Origin of the sequence: Paenibacillus rhizoplanae, assembly GCF_042684125.1 — a bacterium.
Lineage (GTDB): Bacteria > Bacillota > Bacilli > Paenibacillales > Paenibacillaceae > Paenibacillus_AQ > Paenibacillus_AQ rhizoplanae.
Map to the genome: position 1 here is coordinate 405692 of NZ_JBHUKY010000033.1, position 18280 is coordinate 423971.

General features: G+C 55.0%; 9 protein-coding genes. 1 reads left to right on the forward strand and 8 read right to left on the reverse strand.

The window, feature by feature from the left end; translation table 11 throughout:
- Nucleotides 1-126: 126 nt before the first annotated feature.
- The 4 genes from ACFSX3_RS20635 to ACFSX3_RS20650 all read right to left on the reverse strand — a co-directional run bounded on the left by ACFSX3_RS20635 (nt 127) and on the right by ACFSX3_RS20650 (nt 7960).
- Nucleotides 127-3021, reverse strand: coding sequence for a glycoside hydrolase family 48 protein (locus ACFSX3_RS20635; RefSeq protein ID WP_379258628.1), 2895 nt, complete (start codon nt 3019-3021; stop codon nt 127-129).
- Nucleotides 3022-3057: 36 nt separating this feature from the next.
- Entirely contained in the window at nt 3058-5796 is a 2739-nt protein-coding gene (locus tag ACFSX3_RS20640; RefSeq protein ID WP_209987570.1) for a glycoside hydrolase family 9 protein, read from the reverse strand.
- A 359-nt stretch (nt 5797-6155) separates the two neighbouring features.
- The gene (locus ACFSX3_RS20645) at nt 6156-7460 is read right to left on the reverse strand and encodes a replication-associated recombination protein A (protein WP_209987567.1); all 1305 of its coding nucleotides are present in this window, start codon (nt 7458-7460) and stop codon (nt 6156-6158) included.
- A 209-nt stretch (nt 7461-7669) separates the two neighbouring features.
- Complete coding sequence (locus tag ACFSX3_RS20650) at nt 7670-7960, reverse strand: CD3324 family protein (RefSeq protein WP_209987564.1); 291 nt, start codon at nt 7958-7960, stop codon at nt 7670-7672.
- Between the two features lie 612 nt (nt 7961-8572).
- Between ACFSX3_RS20650 and ACFSX3_RS20655 the strand changes: the two genes are divergently transcribed.
- Nucleotides 8573-10588, forward strand: coding sequence for a methyl-accepting chemotaxis protein (locus ACFSX3_RS20655; protein WP_209987561.1), 2016 nt, complete (start codon nt 8573-8575; stop codon nt 10586-10588).
- 1209 nt (nt 10589-11797) lie between these two features.
- Here ACFSX3_RS20655 and ACFSX3_RS20660 read toward each other — a convergent pair.
- The 4 genes from ACFSX3_RS20660 to aspS form a co-directional block, all read right to left on the reverse strand.
- Nucleotides 11798-14008: a HelD family protein gene (locus ACFSX3_RS20660; RefSeq protein ID WP_209994236.1), complete on the reverse strand. Its 2211-nt coding sequence runs from the start codon at nt 14006-14008 to the stop codon at nt 11798-11800.
- Nucleotides 14009-14211: 203 nt separating this feature from the next.
- Entirely contained in the window at nt 14212-15513 is a 1302-nt protein-coding gene (locus tag ACFSX3_RS20665) for an NCS2 family permease (protein WP_209994235.1), read from the reverse strand.
- 188 nt (nt 15514-15701) lie between these two features.
- Nucleotides 15702-16460, reverse strand: a complete 759-nt coding sequence (locus ACFSX3_RS20670; protein ID WP_209994234.1) for a tRNA threonylcarbamoyladenosine dehydratase — start codon at nt 16458-16460, stop codon at nt 15702-15704.
- 19 nt (nt 16461-16479) lie between these two features.
- On the reverse strand, nt 16480-18258 hold the full coding sequence (gene aspS, locus ACFSX3_RS20675; RefSeq protein WP_209994233.1) for an aspartate--tRNA ligase: 1779 nt from the start codon (nt 18256-18258) through the stop codon (nt 16480-16482).
- Nucleotides 18259-18280: the final 22 nt, after the last annotated feature.

Consider the following 18280-nt stretch of genomic DNA (forward strand, 5'->3'; position numbering starts at 1 on the left):
TTCTTAGTACATTCAAAAAAGAACCTTCAACTCCACACGCTGTGGTTTTGAAGGTTCTTTTGGCTGAAATTATACGGGGCAATGCTCAGGTTGATTTACCTGGCTTTGAGGCAACAGGCTTCAGCCCTATTGCGGCTGAACGCCCCAGACCCGTACACCGTTCAGATACAGCGGCACCCGGTTCCAATCTGTGAACGACGTTTTGGTTGCATCATAGGAGTAATCGTCAGCCTCATTGTAATTGCTCCAGTCAGTCTTGTTAATGCGCAGTTGAATCTCGCCGGTATTCGCACCTGCTGCCAGACTGCCGGCGCCGGCACTGAAGGAAATCTCCAGATAGTGGTCTGCGCCTGTAACTGCAGACTCAAGCTTCACGAAGCTGCCCAGCACATTGCTGCCGCCGAGGGCAGCATAATCGACATTGAACTGCTGTGCCCGCTCGCCGTCAATCGTGTAATAATACCGGACCTTAACCTTGCTGAGGTCGACCGCCGTGGTCCCGTTATTGACAATCCGCAGCTGCGGACGGAACTGCGCGTCTGTGGCGTTCGTATCCGTTGTACGGTATTGAACGACCAGATCCCCTACGGCAGGCGTAGCGGTTGGTGCGACTGTCGGTGTAGCGGTTGGCACGGTTGTCGGTGTAGCCGTTGGTGCGACTGTCGGTGTAGCGGTTGGCACAGTTGTCGGTGTAGCCGTCGGTGCGACTGTCGGTGTGGCGGTTGGCACGGTTGTCGGTGTTGCTGTCGGAGTAGCCGTTGGCGTAGTTGTAGGAGTAGCTGTCGGTATAGGGCCACTGCCGTTATTAATTAGCCGGTCATATTCGGCATAGGCTGTAGCCATATCCACCTGTGACCAGAAGCGGTGATAAGTGAACTCAGGTGCGCCATTGTCCCAGGTCTTGGTGGTTTTATTGTAGGAGGTATTGTATTTGCCTTCGAGATAACTCCACTTGGGATCATTTTTGATATCCGGGAGAATATCGGTGTAGCTCGCATACACTCCATTGCCGCCCTTAGCCGGGTCAGATGGAACTGTCGCGTTCCCCGGAATGGTATTGCCCTGGCCGAAGGTACCGCTCCAGCCTGCCGGGAAATAGACCTCTTTGGTGAAGAACCGGAAATAATCGGCACGCTTCTCCAGAGTGGTAATTCCAAGTCCGTCATTGTAGCCCCAGGCGGTATCCAGCATGGACTTAGCCAGTTGCGAAGCCGTTCCGCCGAGCGTAGTATAGTTGCCATGCTCTGCTTTGTTTCCTGCGGCGAAGAACGTGAGTGCTTTAACATAACTGCCCAGTACGCCCGTATCCTGGCCCGGGTCTTTGGTCACTGCCTTCAGGCTGCTATTACCGTTAAAAGAGCTGAAGCTACTCCAGGTATCCGGCTGGCCGTGCCACTCCACATTACCCGGAATCCAGAATTCGCCGGGTGCGGATACGGTGGCCACCTGCGGGTTGGCTCCGCCCAGAATCCGGTTGCCTTGCTGGTCCAGATAGTAGCCGGCGGCATCCGTTACCGGACGGCTGCCCGCAAAAGCATAATCCGTAGACCAGTCAATCCAGTTCTCGATAACCCGTTTGGCCATTTTGAAATTAGCCGAGGTGGTATCCCCGCTGGAAGCCAGGATATAATACAGCTCTGCTACGCGCTCCATGCTCCAGGACTGCATCCCGAACCAGTTGTTGGATGGCGGGTCCTGATAGACAGGAGCCTCGTCGTAAAGCATGCCGTAGAACGTGCTGGCCCCGGCGGGATAAGCGCTGTAAGAACCGCCGTAGCTGTTGGTTGCGCCGCCTGCAATAGCTCCTTCAGAGGATTGCAGCCAGTTGTAGAATTCCAGTTGACGGGTCAGCGATTTGCCCCAATCCGTTCCGGCTGTTGCGGATGACGGAATCAGTCCTCCTGCTGCGGTGGACAGCGCATAGGCTGCAACCACATTCTGGTACCCTTGGTGGGCATGGCTGGCGCCGATTCTCCAGGCCCAGTCTCCGCCTGCTCCCAGACCGCCGCCCCAGGAGGTATACCAGGCCATCAGGTACTGGTTGGAATCTTTACCGGTTCCCGGCTGAGGTGAACCGCCCGCAGCACTGCCGACCTTCTGGAAGTACTTATCGTACATGCCGTAACGGAGGAAGTCGCCCATTTTCTTGGCTTTGTTCAGATAGACCGTATTGGTATAGCCAAGATCCTTGGCCCAGTACATGGCCTGCACAGCGCGTGCATCGGCGTCTGTAGCATTCGTGTAACGCCACTGCGCGGAAGGCGCACTATTTTCCTTGGTGAACAGGCTCATGAAGCCTTCATTCGGCTTGCCGAAGGTCTTGTTATCCTGTGAAGGATGGGAGACCGCCTCCCACACCGATTCCTGCACGCCGCGCTGGAAGGTGTTCACATAGCTGGCGGTATGCGTAGGATTCAGCAAGTTGCCGAAGCCATACCAGTTGTCCACATCTACCAGCCAGTGCATCAGATAGGTCTGGTTATTGCCGTAGGTGGACTTCAGCTCTGCATCGAGCGGGTCCTTACCCGGAGTGTACTTGCCGTTCAGTGCGCTTGGATACTGATCCGGCTGAGGAAGCTCTGAGGCGTAGGTGGCCGGGCTGTTCGGGTTGTAGCTGCTCATGGTCGGCTGCTCCTGCACGCCGTCGCCTTCATTAATCGGAATGATGTATTTCTCCATGTTGTCCCAGGCCGATTCGAGCTTGCTCCAGTCCCCGGTATTATGGCCGTACAGCACTTCAAGCCACATCCAGTAGCTATAGGCCTCGGAGGTAGTCATATGCCCATAGTTGGGCGCCTCGCTGAGCAGGGTCTCTACCGCATGATACGGGATGCCTTCAGCCGAGAAATACCCGCTGGCCGGGTCCTTCAGCTGGTCATACAATTGCAGGAATCTGGTCTTTTCCACCGATGCCGCCTTGGCGGTTCCCGGGCTGAAGTTTAAGATTCCGCCGGTGAGGGAAAGGGTCAGAACGGCAGTCATGACTATGGAGGCCGGTTTCTTGAATGAACTTAGCTTCATTTTCATCATTTCGGCATACTTCCTCTCTGGTATGGTTTAGGGTTCGAGGCCCCAGACAAGTGTTCCTGCACGGTACAGAGTGACTTTGTTCCAATCCGCGAAGGTCTGCTGGGTTCCGCCATAGGAATAGTCATTACTCTCATTGTAGGCCGTCCAATCCGCCTTGTTGAAGCGTACCTGAAGCTCCCCGCTGTCTGCTCCTGGCGCCAGGCTTCCCGCTCCTGCCGCAAAAGAAATCTCCAGATAAGAGTCGGCCAGAGTAACAGGTGCACTAAGCTTCCCGAAGCTTCCGTTCAGGTTCCCGCTGCCGACAGCAGCATAGTCACAGTGGAATTCCTGCGGCTTGTCCCCGTCAACAGTGTAATAGTAACGCAGCTTCAGACCGCTCAGCGAAATGGCTTCTGTGCCTGTATTAACAATCCGGAACTGGCTGCGGATCTGTGAATCGCCAGGACTTGTGTCATTGGTACGGTACTGCACGCGTAAGGCTCCTGTCGTTGGCGTGGTGTCCTCGCGCGGACGGGCCGTAGCCTGTACAGACGCTGTACTCTCACCTACGCTGTTCGAAGCGGTTACCACATAATAATAGTCCACTCCGTTCGTCAGTCCGCTGTCGCTGTAGACTGCTGAAGTAGCCGTACCCACTGTAGTGTACGGTCCGCCGCTCACCAGCGAGCGCTTGACTGTATACTTGGATGCACCGCTGACCGTATTCCAGCTCAAGGCCACGCTGGCATTGCCAGGCACAGCCTGAAGGCCGGCCGGACGTCCCGGAACCTGCGGTTCACCTGGCATTCCGCCGCCGGAAGGCAGCTCCCCGTATACTTTGACGCCTGCATCGTATACCGGGATATACGGGTTCTTCGTTCCCGAGGAAGCATTCGCAGCCACTCCCTTGAAGGAGAAGTCATTGCTGTTGTCCCAGAACGTTGTGTTCAGCGGCGCTGCAATCCGGAACTGAACCTCCTTGAGGTAAGCAGACTGTCCACCCGGATAGATCGGGGTGCCGGAGAAATCTACTTTGGTGTAATAGATATGGTTCGCTTCATCATAAGGCAGCAGCTGTGAGACAGTGGCTCCCTGGTTATAGCCTCCGGCCTTAACAGTGATATCGCCGGGACCATATCCCGCCGCAACAGCTTCGCTGATGTCCAGATAGTAATTGAAGGACAACTGGCTGCTCGAGCGGGCAGGCCATGCTGAACGGTTATTGAGAACCGCGCGGATCTCCACAAAATTGCTGCCGCTCGCATTCACGGAAGTTTCCGTGAACATCTCATCCTCACGCGTTTCGGCCGGCGGGAAGTTCGCAAGCGGGCTCTGCCCCTGTCCGTGAAGCATCATCATCCGGGCCAGAGAGCCGGTAAAGGCTGAATTGTAATCGGTTGCAACTTCATTAGAGACATAATCGCTGATCGTATCGGTGTAAGCATCGGTCTTGGAGGGTCCGCCAACGAGTGCGCCGTAGAGCACATGCCGGTGGTTGGCCGGAGTGGTCTGGCTGTCGCTCCAGGAGCCGTGTGAGGTGCGGTGGTGAGGATGCTCAGGTGCATTCGCGCCGAAGCCGATCACATAGCTGCTATTGCGCGGATTATCGCCCAGCATATAGTTAATCTGGCGCTCTGCGAAGGCCTGGGCGGTATTTTTTTTCACCGGATCAGTAACCCAGTCTGCATAGACAAAAGCCAGAAAAGCATGGTTGGCTGCGTAACGCAGCGCCCCCCATTGATCCAGATGGGCCAGCCCGCCTGGAGTATACGCTACCCGGTCAGAGGTGCCGTTCACCCCGGTCGTCCAGAACTGCATATTGCGTTCCGTGGACTGGATGAACTTGGGATCATTCGTAATGCGGGACAGCAGGAGCTGCGCACCGTAATGCTTGTCATCCCAGGATTGGGTCCATTGATAACCCCAGTCTCCGGCTTGATTCGTGCCCCACAGATTGCTGGCGGCGACAGCCTTGTTCAGATAACTCTGCTCGCCGGTCGCCATATACAGCCAGACGCCGCCCCAGCTTAATTCATCGGCATAGCTGCTCCAGGAATTGTAATACTGCTTGGCGTCAGTGATGGTATCGGAGTAAACCCCCCGGTACGTATCGGCAAAATTGTATAATTGCTTGGCATGCAGCAGGAGCTTGTCCGCATAAGCGGCATCTGAATCCCTGAAAATAATGGAAGCCGAGGCAAGGGCGGCGGCAGTCTCCGCAGCCAGATCCGAGCCGGGATGTGCAGCATCAATCTTGTAGGCCGGGCGCGCCATAGGCATGACCTCCGCCGGTCCCCACCAGTTATGGTCTGCCGTACCGTTACCTACCTGTCCCCATAGCTCATTCGGCGCAGTATGCGCTTTCACAAAATAGTCTGTGGCCCAGCGGATATTGTCCAGAATCTCATCAAGCTGCCCGGACTGCACGTAACCATCCTTGTATTCATAGACCGACCATGCCAGCATGGTCGCAGTATACGCCATTGGAAATCCGAATTTGACATGATCTCCTGCGTCATACCAGCCTCCCGTCAGATCATGGCCGACATCGGCACCATCCTGCAGCCCCGAGTCACCTCTCCATTCCACGCGGTTGTTCGCCGGCAGCTCACCCGAACGCTGGGCCTCATAGAAATAGATCGATTTTTGCAGTGCCTCTGCATAATTGACTCCGGCGGTTGCGGCTTCGGTGACAGACGGGCGAACAGCCGTCCCTGTAACAATCGTGCAGGCTAACATCAGGCTTAGCGATGCGATACAGCCGGTCTTCCGTTTACTTTGACTCATCCTTACTCATCTCCCTTCGATTGCTTACTTGTTCAGTCCGTCAGGACTCAGGCACGCACAAATACCTCCCCAGTGTCCATAATTAGACATAGTATTTGGGCACGTTCCATTTACCACCTCCATATTACAAATTAAGGTAAATTCCCCCTACCTACACATATACCACATACAGTAAATTAATTCTATATATTTACATTATATTTTTCTGAGAATACCGGTTTTTTTGTAAAAATATTTCCATTTCCATCATATTTACAGCGTCAAAAAGAGCAGCCGCCTCCAGTTATGGAGAATGACTGCTCTCTATTTGTAAAATGTACAGTTGGCTGGAGCAGACAGAGCGAACTTTCATTGAAGCCCTACTGCCCGCGCCGCAGCTGCTGGTTATGGCGGATCTTGGCCTCGTTGCCCTGCTCGGTAGCCTGATAGAAGACCTTGCGGGAGATTGCCTTCGGCAGATAGTCCTGCTTCACATAGTGGCCAGGGAAATTATGCGGGTACTGGTAGCCCTCATGCCCCAGCTGGGCCGCACCTTTGTAATGGGTATCCCGCAAATGCAGCGGCACCTCGGCCGACTTCAGATCCTCCAGACTGTTCATGACGTTGGCGATAGCGGTCACTACCCCGTCTGATTTCGGACTCTCTACGGCGAATAGAATCGCCTGAGCGATATTCAGCTTCGCCTCCGGCCAGCCGTTATTACGGTAGGCATCCAGCGCACTAACTGCCTGGACCATCGCCTGCGGGTTCGCCAGACCGATATCCTCACTGCTGGCCGCGATCAGACGACGGATGAAGGTCATCGGGTCCATGCCAAGCTTCTCCACCGCGTAGAGAAACCAGAACAGGGCGGCGTCACTGGAGCCGCGGATGCTTTTGTGAAAAGCAGACAGCACATCGTACTGCGTCGATTCGTCCGCTTTGACAATCGGGCGGCGGATCGACTCCTCCGCTACCTCCAGCGTAATATGCACGCTGCCGTCACGCTCAGGGGCCGTAGTCATCGCCGCCAGCTCCAGAGCATTCAAGGCACGGCGGATATCGCCGTTCGCCATGGCGGCGATATGCAGCAGCGCGTCTTCATCTGCCTTCAGATCCATGAAGCCTAGCCCCCGCTGATCGTCAGCAAGCGCCCGCTTCATCGCGATCAGGCTATGCCCGCTGGTCAGGGACTCCAGCTGGAATAAGGTCGAGCGGCTCATCAAGGCCCCGTTCACATAGTGGAACGGATTCTCCGTTGTCGCACCGATGAAGGTAATCGTGCCCTTCTCCACGGCCGGCAGCAGCGCATCCTGGCGGGAGCTGTTGAAGCGGTGTACCTCATCCAGGAACAGAATCGTCTTCGAGCCGTACAGCGCCTTATTGCTCTGTGCGCGTTCAATGACCTCCCGCACATCCTTAACCGAAGCCTCCACCGCATTCAGCCGCACGAATTCACCTTGGGTGTGATGCGATATGATATGGGCCAGAGTGGTTTTGCCGCAGCCCGGAGGCCCGTACAGCAGGATAGAAGAGACCTGGTCCGCTTCAATCGCTCTGCGCAGCAGCTTGCCCTTGCCTACAATATGCTCCTGTCCGATATATTCATCCAGATTGCCGGGCCGCATCCGGTCTGCAAGCAGCCGTCCGCTCCCCTGGTCTTCACCCTGCGAGAATAAATCCATCCCTACACTTCCTTGCTATCATCTAAGATTTCGATAGAATACATACACTTCTCCTATCATACCATACCTGTGCTGGACGCAAGTGGAAATGGCTTTGCCGTCCTTTTAGGGGGGGGGAATTCTTTTATTTTTAAAAAGAGCATGACCCCGCCGCCACCGGCGGGAGCCATGCTCTTTGTTCTATAATTAGAACTCATATAAGTTCTAAACTAGCGGTTCATCGCCAGCCGCATTTGCCGCATTTTTGAAATGATCTTGCGGATGCTTTCTTCGGATAAGTGATATCTCTTCTGTAGCTCGTTCACCGAGCAGCCGCTGCTGTGACTACAGAAGATCTCTTCGTTGCGGGCAGCAATCTCTTGCCGGGAGCCGCTGTTCTCGCCCCATCTTACCCGTTCTTCCGCTTTCTTCGGGATGTATAACAGCTCACCCTGTATGTAACCCTGCAGCTCTTCGAGCAGCCCCGGGGGGAGCACATCCTTTCCATTGACGTAACTCACGTTCAATTTCCTCCTTCAACAGGTGTGTTCCGTTCAGTCCGATCACTGTGCTGTTCTGAATAATCATTCCACCTGCCTCCTTTCTTCTCCTCAAATTTGGTAAATCACCTAAATTCATTATATTAAACCCTGCGGTTATCGTCTACATTCATTATGGATCAGCGATCTGTCAGTAATTGGTCAGTGTCATTCTATATATTGTAGTAGCCGGAATTACATATCCGCTCGTGTTCGCTCGTTATACATAAGGAGGCCTCGCGGCCTCCCCCTAAACAGGTCTCCGTCTTAGACGGAAACCACCTCGTATTCTGAAAACATAATCTTCAGCCTCCTTCCAGAAGTAATCTTGCCCGGCCGGACACTTATTATTAAGCCACAGGCCACCCCGGGTTACAAGTTCAAGAATAGTTATAATCGTTCTCCACCTGAAGGCTGGCACGCGCACTCCTTTGGGAAGAGGAAGAATTCCAGAAGAATTAGAGTTAATTTTTTTGACGAAATACTAATTATTTAGTCGATCTCTGTCGAAATATATATTAAAATATCTATTTACTTCGAGATATGGAAATAAATTTTAACTACCATCCATTCAGAAATTCAGGAGGAACTACCATGCCAACACCGAAAAAACCCCTTAAGCGCCTATTCCGTATCACGAAGCTCAGAACTGAACTGATGCTGCTTATCATTACAGCTATTGTGCTGCCCTCACTGGCTCTGGTGGCCATATCGACACAAACCTCAGAATCGGCTCTGCGCTCCAAAATGGAAGACACCACACGCTCAAGCATCCACCTCCTGGATAAAACACTGTCGCAGCTGATCCTGCTGGAGAGCGCCGGGGTGAATGAGCTGGCATACGAGATGAGCAGCGCCGGGCTTACGAACAATTCTCCGCAGCTGCGCAAGCTGATTGACAGCTTCAAGCTGGAGCACCCTGAGGTAGATATCGTGGCGATAGGCAACGAGGATGGAAAATACATGTTCGCGCCGGATTCCAAGCTGGACAATTATGATCCCCGCATACGCGACTGGTACATAGATGCACTTAAGACCCCGGAGAAAACATCGGTGATCGATCCCATTTTCTCCAAAGTAACGAACAGCTACATTCTGCCGATCTCCAAGGCTTTTCCGGATGGTAAGGGCGTGGTTACGATCAGCATCAGCATGAAGGAGCTTATGGAGCTGGCGAAGAATGTCAGTCTGGGCGATAGCGGATATGTCTTCATCCTGGACGGCAATAACAAGACGATCTACCACCCTGCCATGGAGGTTGCTTCGGAAGCCACAGGCGCAATGACAGCAGGAATCAAGCAAGGTCCGGCAGGTAAAATCTCCTACAAAGATGCTGCAGCCGATACACAAATGGACGGATATTACATTACCAATGAGCTGACCGGCTTCACCTTGGCCGGAGTGCTTCCGGAGAGTGAATATACGAAGGCGGTCTACCCGATTCTGTACAAGTCAGCTATCGTTCTCGTGGTTGCGCTGCTGCTTGCCGCAGTGATTACCTTCCTAATTATCCGCCGGATTACCGGGCCGGTAGAACGCCTGAATCGTTCGGCCAAGCGGGTAAGCGAAGGGTATCTGGATGAATTCGTCCAGACCAGCCGCAGGGATGAGATCGGTCAGCTTGCCGGCAATTATAATGAAATGGTCTCTTCGCTGCGCACGATGGTGCAGGAGGTTGCCGAGACCTCCGGCCAGCTCGCCGCTGCCAGTGAACAGCTCACAGCCAGCACGGCCGAGAACAGCAAGGCGGTCGAGTATGTGACGGAGCTGGTGGAGGAATCTACCCGGGGCGTGGAGACTCAGGCCTATGCTTCTGCTGAAGTCGCTACAACGATGGAGGAGATGTCCACCGGTATCCAGAAAATCGCTTCCGCTTCAGAGGCGATTGTGAGCGCCGCTATACTTACGGAAACGGATGTCTCCACCGGCAGCTCCAGAATGCAGCAGGTCGGGGAACAAATGAAGACGATACGAGAATCGGTGCAGCAGTCCGGCACCCTGATCGCTGAGCTTAACGGCTTAAGCGCCAGAGTGGCCGAGACCAGCACGGCGATCTCCGCCATTGCCAAGCAGACCAATCTCCTGTCGCTGAATGCCGGCATCGAGGCGGCCCGGGCCGGAGAACACGGCCGCGGCTTCGCCGTGGTTGCCGGTGAAGTGCGCAAGCTATCGGAGGCCACGAATAGCAGTGCCGGGCAGATTCAGGAGACCATCTCCGAGATGGTGGGTCTGATCGCCAGCGCTTATGATGTGATGAAGCATAAGGTGGCAGAGGATGTGGAGCAGGGCATGGCGCTTACTTTGGAGGCGAGCGAAGCCTTCCAGCAGATCGAGCAGTCCACCCGGCAGGTCGGTGAGCAGATTCATGAGGTCTCGGCCATTACGGAGCAAATGTCGGCCAGCAGCTCCGAAGTAGCCGCCTCCGTCCAGGAGATGGCCACCATCGCCCGGGCCGCGCTCGACTCCTTCCAGAGTGTAACCGCAGCTACCGAGGAGCAGCTTGCTTCGATGGAGGAGATCACCTCCTCCTCTGCGGCGCTCTCCGGCATGGCTGCGGATATGCAGGGACAGGTGGAGCGGTTCCACTTCGAGCCGAAGGGCAAGGCTTAAGCCCAAGGGGAAGGATATGTGGTAGATAGTATCCGGCTGATGCTTCTGAGGACGATTGGTTAGCTTAGGGAGACGGCTTGGGGACGGACGATTGGTTAGCTTAGAGAGGCGGCTTAGGGACGGACGATTAGTTAGCTTAGAGAGACGGCTTGGGGACGGACGATTGGTTAGCTTAGGGAGACGGCTTAGGGACGGACGATTAGTTAGCTTAGAGAGACGGCTTAGGGACGGACGATTAGTTAGCTTAGAGAGACGGCTTAGGGACGGACGATTGGTTAGCTTAGAGAGGCGGCTTGGGGACGGACAATTGGTTAGCTTAGGGAGGCGGCTTGGGGACGGACGATTGGTTAGCTTAGGGAGGCGCTTGGGGGACACTCCGCTGTTTAAGCGGCAGAATCCACTCAATCTTAATCCATGATGGAAGAACTTATGCGACCCGTGAATTCTTTAAGCAACCTCCCCATTCGTCATTCAACATTCGCCTACCTCTGTCGGCATCTGGCGTAATAAGGTTCACTAGTGCTCCTCATTGGCTCATTTGGATAGCGTCCAGTAAATTCAGGTGCACTAGTGCTTCATTTCCTCATCTGGCCCGTATCCGGTGAATTCAGGTGCACTAGTGCTCCTCATTGGCTCAATTATGCCGCGTCCGCTGAATTCAGGTGCACTAGTGCTCTTCATTTCCTCATCTGGCCCGCATCCGGTAAATTCAGGTGCACTAGTGCTCTTCATTTCCTCATCTGGCCCGTATCCGGTGAATTCAGGTGCACTAGTGCTCCTTATTTGCCCATTTAGCCTGCGCCCAGTGAATTCAGGTGCACTAGTGCTCCTCATTGGCTCAATTATGCCGCGTCCGCTGAATTCAGGTGCACTAGTGCTCTTCATTTCCTCATCTGGCCCGCATCCGGTGAATTCAGGTGCACTAGTGTTCCTTATTTGCCCATTTGGGCTGCGTCCAGTAAATTCAGGTGCACTTATCCCTTTGATCTCACCGTCTAGCCTGATCTCGGCTGAATCAGAGGGATTTTTCCCTCCAATCTCACCAGCTAGCCTGGTTTCACCATGTAGTCTAGTTCACCAGCAAGCCTACTCTCACCATGTAGACCATCTAATCGACCTCGGTGTACCAAAGAAACCTCTCCTGTGAAATGGCAGATTCCATTTCACCAAAGAGAGGTTTCTTTTCGTTTTTTAAGATTGCACTACGCCTTAGTTCCCTTCAAGCTCCGGCCAGCCGGAGACGGTCTCCTCTGCGTTCAGTTGAACGTAAGGCGGCAATTCGCCGCCCCGCAGCAGCCATAGCTCATGCAGGGCACGTGTGCAGCCCACATACATCAGCTTCGCATCCCAGGCCGCCGCTCCATAATGGGCGCTGTCTGCGTCTGCTAGAATGACGGCATCGAACTCCAGTCCCTTGGACAAGTAGACGGGGAGAATCGACAAGCCGCCGCGATATTCCGTGATGCTGCCGTCAATCAGATGAAGATTCTCGAACTGCGTGGCGAGCTCAGCGTACAGTAGAGAGGCTTCCCGCAGGCTGCGGGTCAATACCGCCACCGTGCGGTATTCGCGCCCGGAGAGCTGCGCCAGCGCGCTCTTGACCGCGCTGAGCCGCTGGTCCGCCGATGCAGCCGCCGCCGCTCCCGGCAGCACATCCGCCTCATAGGAGATCAGCCGCACAGGATTCCCGCTGCGGAAGACCGGAACGGCCAGCAGCTCGCTTCCGACGCCTGTGGACAGAATGCCGTTAGCGAACTCAATAATTTCCATCGTTGAGCGGTAGCTTCGGGTAAGTGCATGGTATGCAGTGTGTTCTTCGGCGAACAGCGTCTGCATCTCTCTCCAGGCATGCACTCCCTTGTAGGCGTGAATGCCTTGCGACAGGTCACCCAGAATGGTGAAGGAATGCCCCTTCACATACAGATCCAGTACGGCAATCTGGAACGGGGAGAAATCCTGCGCTTCATCGATCACGATATGGTCAAAGCGCACAGTACCTTCGTTACCGTTCAGAAGATAATGGATATAGAGCAGCGGAGGAAGATCCTCCTCGCGCAGAATCCCCTTCTTCAGCTCTTTGACGGTCTCCTTCAGCACGGATGGCGGAATCTCCTCCGGTGCCGCCGCCGGCCAGTCCTCCGGCACTTTCGCCGCCCGGAAGATCTGCTTATAGATGGCGAGCGGCTCGTATTTCGGCCACTTGGCGCTGTAGGCCTTCTCTCGGGCCGCGCCCTTCTTCTTGCGCTCCTTCAGCGCAGCCGCTGAAGGGCTCTTCTTCAGCTCCATCTCGATCCAGCGGTGAAGCCGCGCCATGACGCGCTCCTTGCGCTTAGCTGGCGGATACGGCGCATATTCCTCATCGTGCCAGCGCAGAATCACCTGGCGGCTCAGCACCGCCCCGTCCCAAGGGCTGAAATCGCCCTCCGGCACAGCGCTGGTCTCCAGCAGCTTGACGCTGGATTCAATGACGCTCATCAGCACCGTCGAGCCTTTGAAGCGCCCGGGGGTCTCCTCCGTGATGACCGGCATCGCTCCCGCCGTCTCGAACCAGCGGCTCATGACCTCCGAAGCATCCTGCTCCGGCAAGTCCACATCCAGCACCTCGGCCGCCCAGTCCGGGAACGTGCTCTGGGCAATGTTCCCCACGCCCAGCTCCGGCAGCACATCTGAAATATAGTCCAGGAACATGCGGTTGGGGGCAAAAATTATCATTTTCTCCGCCGAGACCTGCTCCTTGTATTGATACAATAAGAACGCCAGCCGGTGCAGCGCAACGGTGGTCTTACCGCTGCCCGCGACCCCCTGGATGATCAGCGCCGTGTTCTTGGCCGCCCGGATAATCTTGTCCTGCTCCTCCTGGATCGTGGAGACGATGTCCCGCAGCCGGTTATCCTTGTTCTCCCCCAGCCGGTAGACCAGGAATTCATCCGATACCGCCGGCGCGTCGCTGTCACGGTTATACGTGTCTGCCACCCGTTCCAGGATCTGCTTGCGGATCACAACGTTGCGCTTGAGATAGACCAGCCCTTCGATCAGCCCCTCTGGTGCTTCATACGAGGCTGCTTCCGTTCCTCCGGTAAAAGAATAAAACAGGCTCGCCACCGGTGCCCGCCAGTCAATGACAAGCGGACGGTCGCTTACCTGCTCGCGGTCTACGCCGATTTTGCCGATATAGAGTGCCTTACGTTCTTGCTCGTCATTGCCCTGAAAATCAAGCCGTCCGAAATAAGGCTCCTGCCTAAGCTTGGCAAGATCTTTGCGCCTCTGCTCCCTTGAATCCTCCAGCACTTGCTCCGTATAATCGTGTCCTGTGTAGACCGGAGTTCCGCGCAATCGTTCAAGGGTAGAGTCAATCTCTGTCAGCGCGTGGTTCAGCCTGTCTTCTTCCTCTTGATAGGCACTTTGAAAGTTGTCTTCCAATTTCAGTTACCTCCTAAAAGTTTTGCGGGCATTAGCTTCCTGAATCTCTCCGAGCAAAACTCGCTCCAGAAGCATGCACCTTAAGTGATGTGAGCTGTACATCATAACACAGCAGAGAGGGGAAAGCCATATTTTTCAAACTGCTGTCCACGTGGAGGACAAGCGGATGAGAGAAGCAGCGCTCCCCCCTCCCGCCTTTGCCGTTAGCCCATCAGCGCATGCAGCACGAAGTTCGCAATGAACAGTCCGGCAATGCCGTACAATGCCGGAGGAACCTCCTTGCCTTTGCCGGTAGCCAGCTTCACCAGCGGATAGGTGATGAAGCCAAACGCCATGCCGTCCACGATGCTATAAGTGAAGGGAATCATCACCATGACCAGGAACGCCGGGAACAGCTCCGTCATGTCGCTGAGATCCATCTCGCGCACACTCTGCACCATCAGCCCGCCGATTACGATCAGAATCGGTGCTATCGCGCTGTCCGGCACATAAGCCAGCAGCGGGATGAACAGGAAGGTCGCCCCGAACAACAGGCCGGTGACGAGTGAGGTTAAGCCGGAGCGTCCGCCTGCCGCAATTCCGGCGGTGGATTCGGCAGCGGCGACCACCGGGCTGCTGCCGAACAGACCTGCCGCGATGTTGGCGAGCGAGAGCGCCCGCAGACTGCTTTTGAAGCGTTCCGGGCGTCCTGCCATCAGCGTCTGGGAAGCGATCAGGCCGATATTCTCAAACACCACAATCAGCAGCAGCAGGAAAACGGCAATCCAGAAGACGAGGCTGACGAATCCGCTCCAGTCCATACTGGCGAACACGCTGCCGTAACCGCTGAACACATGCCCCGGCTCGGTATTCTTCGGCGCATGGGCGGCTCCCAGCAGATAGGCAAGCCCTGTGCCCACGAGCATACTGATCAGCAGACCGCCGCGCGTGCCGCGGATGAACAGTACCAGCGCCAGCAGCAGGGTCACCACCGAAGTAATGACGGCCGGATCACTGAAATGCCCGATGGCGACAAAGGTTGTGGCGTGGGCAATGACAATCCCGCTTTTTTGCAGGCCGATGAAGGTCAGGAACAGCCCGATGCCAACCGTTATCGCATGCTGCAGATTATGGGGAATCGCGTCGCTTAGGATACGGTAGAGAGAGGTGAAGGCCACAATGGCAAACAGCACACCCGTCACCACGACAACGGCAAGCGCCTCACGCCAGTCCAGCTTCATGGAATGCACAAGAGTATAGGTGAAAAAAGCATTGATCCCCATGCCCGGGACAACGATAATCGGTGTTTTGCCGCCAAAAGCCATCAGCAGGCAGCCTGTCACCGCTGTCAGCAGCGTGGCAACCATCCCGGCCCGCAGCGGCATGCCTGCATCTGCCAGGATCGCCGCGTTCACCATCACAATATATACCGAAGCGAAATACGACAGGATGCCGGCCGCCCATTCCTGCTTCCAGTTGTCGCCCGGTTCCATTCCCACACTATTCCGCCAAATATTCGATTTCATGTAACAACCTCCACTTAAGTTCATCTCATGTGATGTCAAGTATCTCCATCTAAAACCGTAAAATATCCCCACAAAGTGAGGGTTTGCTTCGATGTTTACTCAGGTACTTTGCGGGGGGCCCCAAAACATACCGTAATAAAAGGGCATATAGCCGGAAACCGGCTACACACCCTTTTACCTGATAGAATTCATTCAAATGTAATGCCGCCCGTTTCGAGCAAATCCCGTACCGTTACACTGACCATAATCAGGCCGACTACAGGAGGTACAAAAGAAGTACTGGCCGGAGGCTGCTTCGCCTTCCGCCGGTCCGGCGCATTCGCAGGCACAATCTGCTCCGTCACATCTTCGCGCGGCTTCATAGGCTTCTCGGTGGAGAAGACCACCTTCACGCCCTTCTTGATGCCTTCCTTGCGCAGTCTGGTGCGGATCACCCGGGCAATCGGGTCCATGGTGGTCTTAGAGATGTCGGCGACCTGAAAGCGGGTCGGGTCCATCTTGTTGGCCGCGCCCATGCTGGAGATCAGCGGGATCTTCCGGGCCAGACATTCCTTGATCAGGTGAATCTTGTAGATAATTGTATCCGAAGCGTCAATCACATAGTCCAGCTTGTATTTGAACAGCTCTTCATACGTCTCTTCGGTGTAGAACATATTCAGCGCAATCGCTTCGCATTCCGGGTTGATCAGCTTGATGCGGTCCACCATCAGATCAGTTTTGTTCTGGCCGATGGTCGTCGTGAGCGCATGAAGCTGGCGGTTGATGTTGGTGATATCCACCGAATCCTTATCAATCAGGATAATCCGGCCGATGCCGGTCCGGGCCAGCGCTTCCGCTGCCATAGCGCCAACTCCGCCGATCCCCAGCACAGCCACTGTGCTGTTCTTCATGATCGCCAGGCCTTCCGGCCCGATCGCCAGCTCTGTACGCGAGAACTGATTCAGCATGATGTCAGCCTCCTATGATTTATTTCTTTTCTTTCTCCGGTTTCGGTGCCAGCTTGATATGCAGCTGCTCCAGTTGTCCGGCATCCACAGGGGATGGGGCATCCATCAGCAGGTCCGTTGCACTTGCCGTCTTAGGGAAGGCAATGGTCTCACGCAGGTTCGTGCGGCCCGCCAGCAGCATAATCAGGCGGTCGAAGCCAAACGCGATGCCGCCATGCGGAGGCGTGCCGTATTCAAAGGCATCCATCAGGTAACCGAACTTCTCATAAGCCAATTCCTGCGTGAAGCCGAGCGCATCGAACATTTTCTCCTGAACGTCACGCTTGTAGATACGCTGGGAACCGCCGCCCACCTCGTAGCCGTTAAGTACGATGTCATAGGCCTGCGCACGGATCGCGCCGGGATCGGTATCGAAGAGATGCAGGTCTTCGTCCATCGGGCGTGTGAACGGATGATGCTCAGCCACATAACGCTTCTGGTCCTCATCGTAGCCGAGCAGCGGGAATTCCGTTACCCAAGCGAATTTGAACACACTGTCGTCGATCAGACCAAGCTGACGGCCAATCTTCAGACGCAAGGCGCCAAGCACATCGGCTACCACCTTCTTGGTATCAGCGGAGAAGAGCAGCAGGTCACCATCCTCGGCACCTGTGCGCTCCTTCACGGCAGCGATTTCTTCCTCGGAGAAGAATTTCACAATCGGTCCCTTGAACTCCCCGTCCTTGACTTGAATCCAGGCCAAGCCCTTGGCGCCATAACGAGCAGCATAAGGTCCGAGATCGTCAATCTCCTTACGGGTCCATGTGCCGCAGCCCTTGGCGTTCAGACATTTCACTTCTCCGCCCTTCTCGATCACGGAAGCGAATACCTTGACGCCGCTGGATGCCACGATATCATTCATCTCTACCAGCTCCAGGCCAAACCGCAGGTCCGGCTTGTCAGAACCATATTTGCCGATCGCTTCGGCATACGTCAACCGCTGGAATGGCAAAGCTACCTCAACCCCGATCGTCTCCTTCAGCAGACGCTGCATGAGCTTCTCCATCATCGACAGCAGCTCATCCTGCGGCATGAATGAGGTCTCAATATCGAACTGCGTGAATTCCGGCTGGCGGTCAGCGCGCAGGTCCTCATCGCGGAAGCAGCGGGCCATCTGGTAATAACGCTCAATGCCGCCGACCATCAGCAGCTGCTTGTAGATCTGCGGGGACTGCGGAAGCGCGAAGAATTCCCCTTCATGCACACGGCTTGGCACGAGATAGTCACGTGCGCCTTCCGGTGAGCTTTTGGTCAAGATCGGCGTTTCCACATCAATAAAGCCTTCGTTGTCCAGGAAATCACGGAAAATCTTCGCTGCCTTAGAACGGAGCAACAGCGTCTTGTGCATCTCTGGACGACGCAGATCCAGGTAACGGTATTTCATCCGCAGCGATTCATCCACTTCCACCCCGTCTTCGATGAAGAACGGAGGGGTCTTGGCGGCATTCAGCACTTCAATATCTGTAATCTGCACTTCAATCTCCCCGGTCGGCAGGTTGCGGTTCACGGTTTCATCATCCCGTTTAACCACCTTACCCGTTACGGCCAGCACGTATTCACTGCGGACCTTATCGGCAATCTGCAGCGCTTCTCCGGAATAGTCAGGGTTGAATACGATCTGTACAATCCCTGTGCGGTCGCGCAAATCAATGAATAGCACGCCTCCAAGATCACGGCGGGTCTGCACCCAACCGTTCAATGTTACTGTCTCACCGATGCTCGCTGTCGTTAATTGTCCACAGTTATGGCTTCTGGTCATCTTTTATCCTACCCCTTCATGT

Coding starts and splice junctions, on each gene's coding strand:
- ACFSX3_RS20640 (WP_209987570.1), bottom strand. CDS start 5,796: ATGAGTCAAAGTAAACGGAAGACCGGCTGTATCGCATCGCTAAGCCTG.
- ACFSX3_RS20635 (WP_379258628.1), bottom strand. CDS start 3,021: ATGAAGCTAAGTTCATTCAAGAAACCGGCCTCCATAGTCATGACTGCC.
- ACFSX3_RS20670 (WP_209994234.1), bottom strand. CDS start 16,460: ATGCTGAATCAGTTCTCGCGTACAGAGCTGGCGATCGGGCCGGAAGGC.
- ACFSX3_RS20655 (WP_209987561.1), top strand. CDS start 8,573: ATGCCAACACCGAAAAAACCCCTTAAGCGCCTATTCCGTATCACGAAG.
- ACFSX3_RS20665 (WP_209994235.1), bottom strand. CDS start 15,513: ATGAAATCGAATATTTGGCGGAATAGTGTGGGAATGGAACCGGGCGAC.
- aspS (WP_209994233.1), bottom strand. CDS start 18,258: ATGACCAGAAGCCATAACTGTGGACAATTAACGACAGCGAGCATCGGT.
- ACFSX3_RS20645 (WP_209987567.1), bottom strand. CDS start 7,460: ATGGATTTATTCTCGCAGGGTGAAGACCAGGGGAGCGGACGGCTGCTT.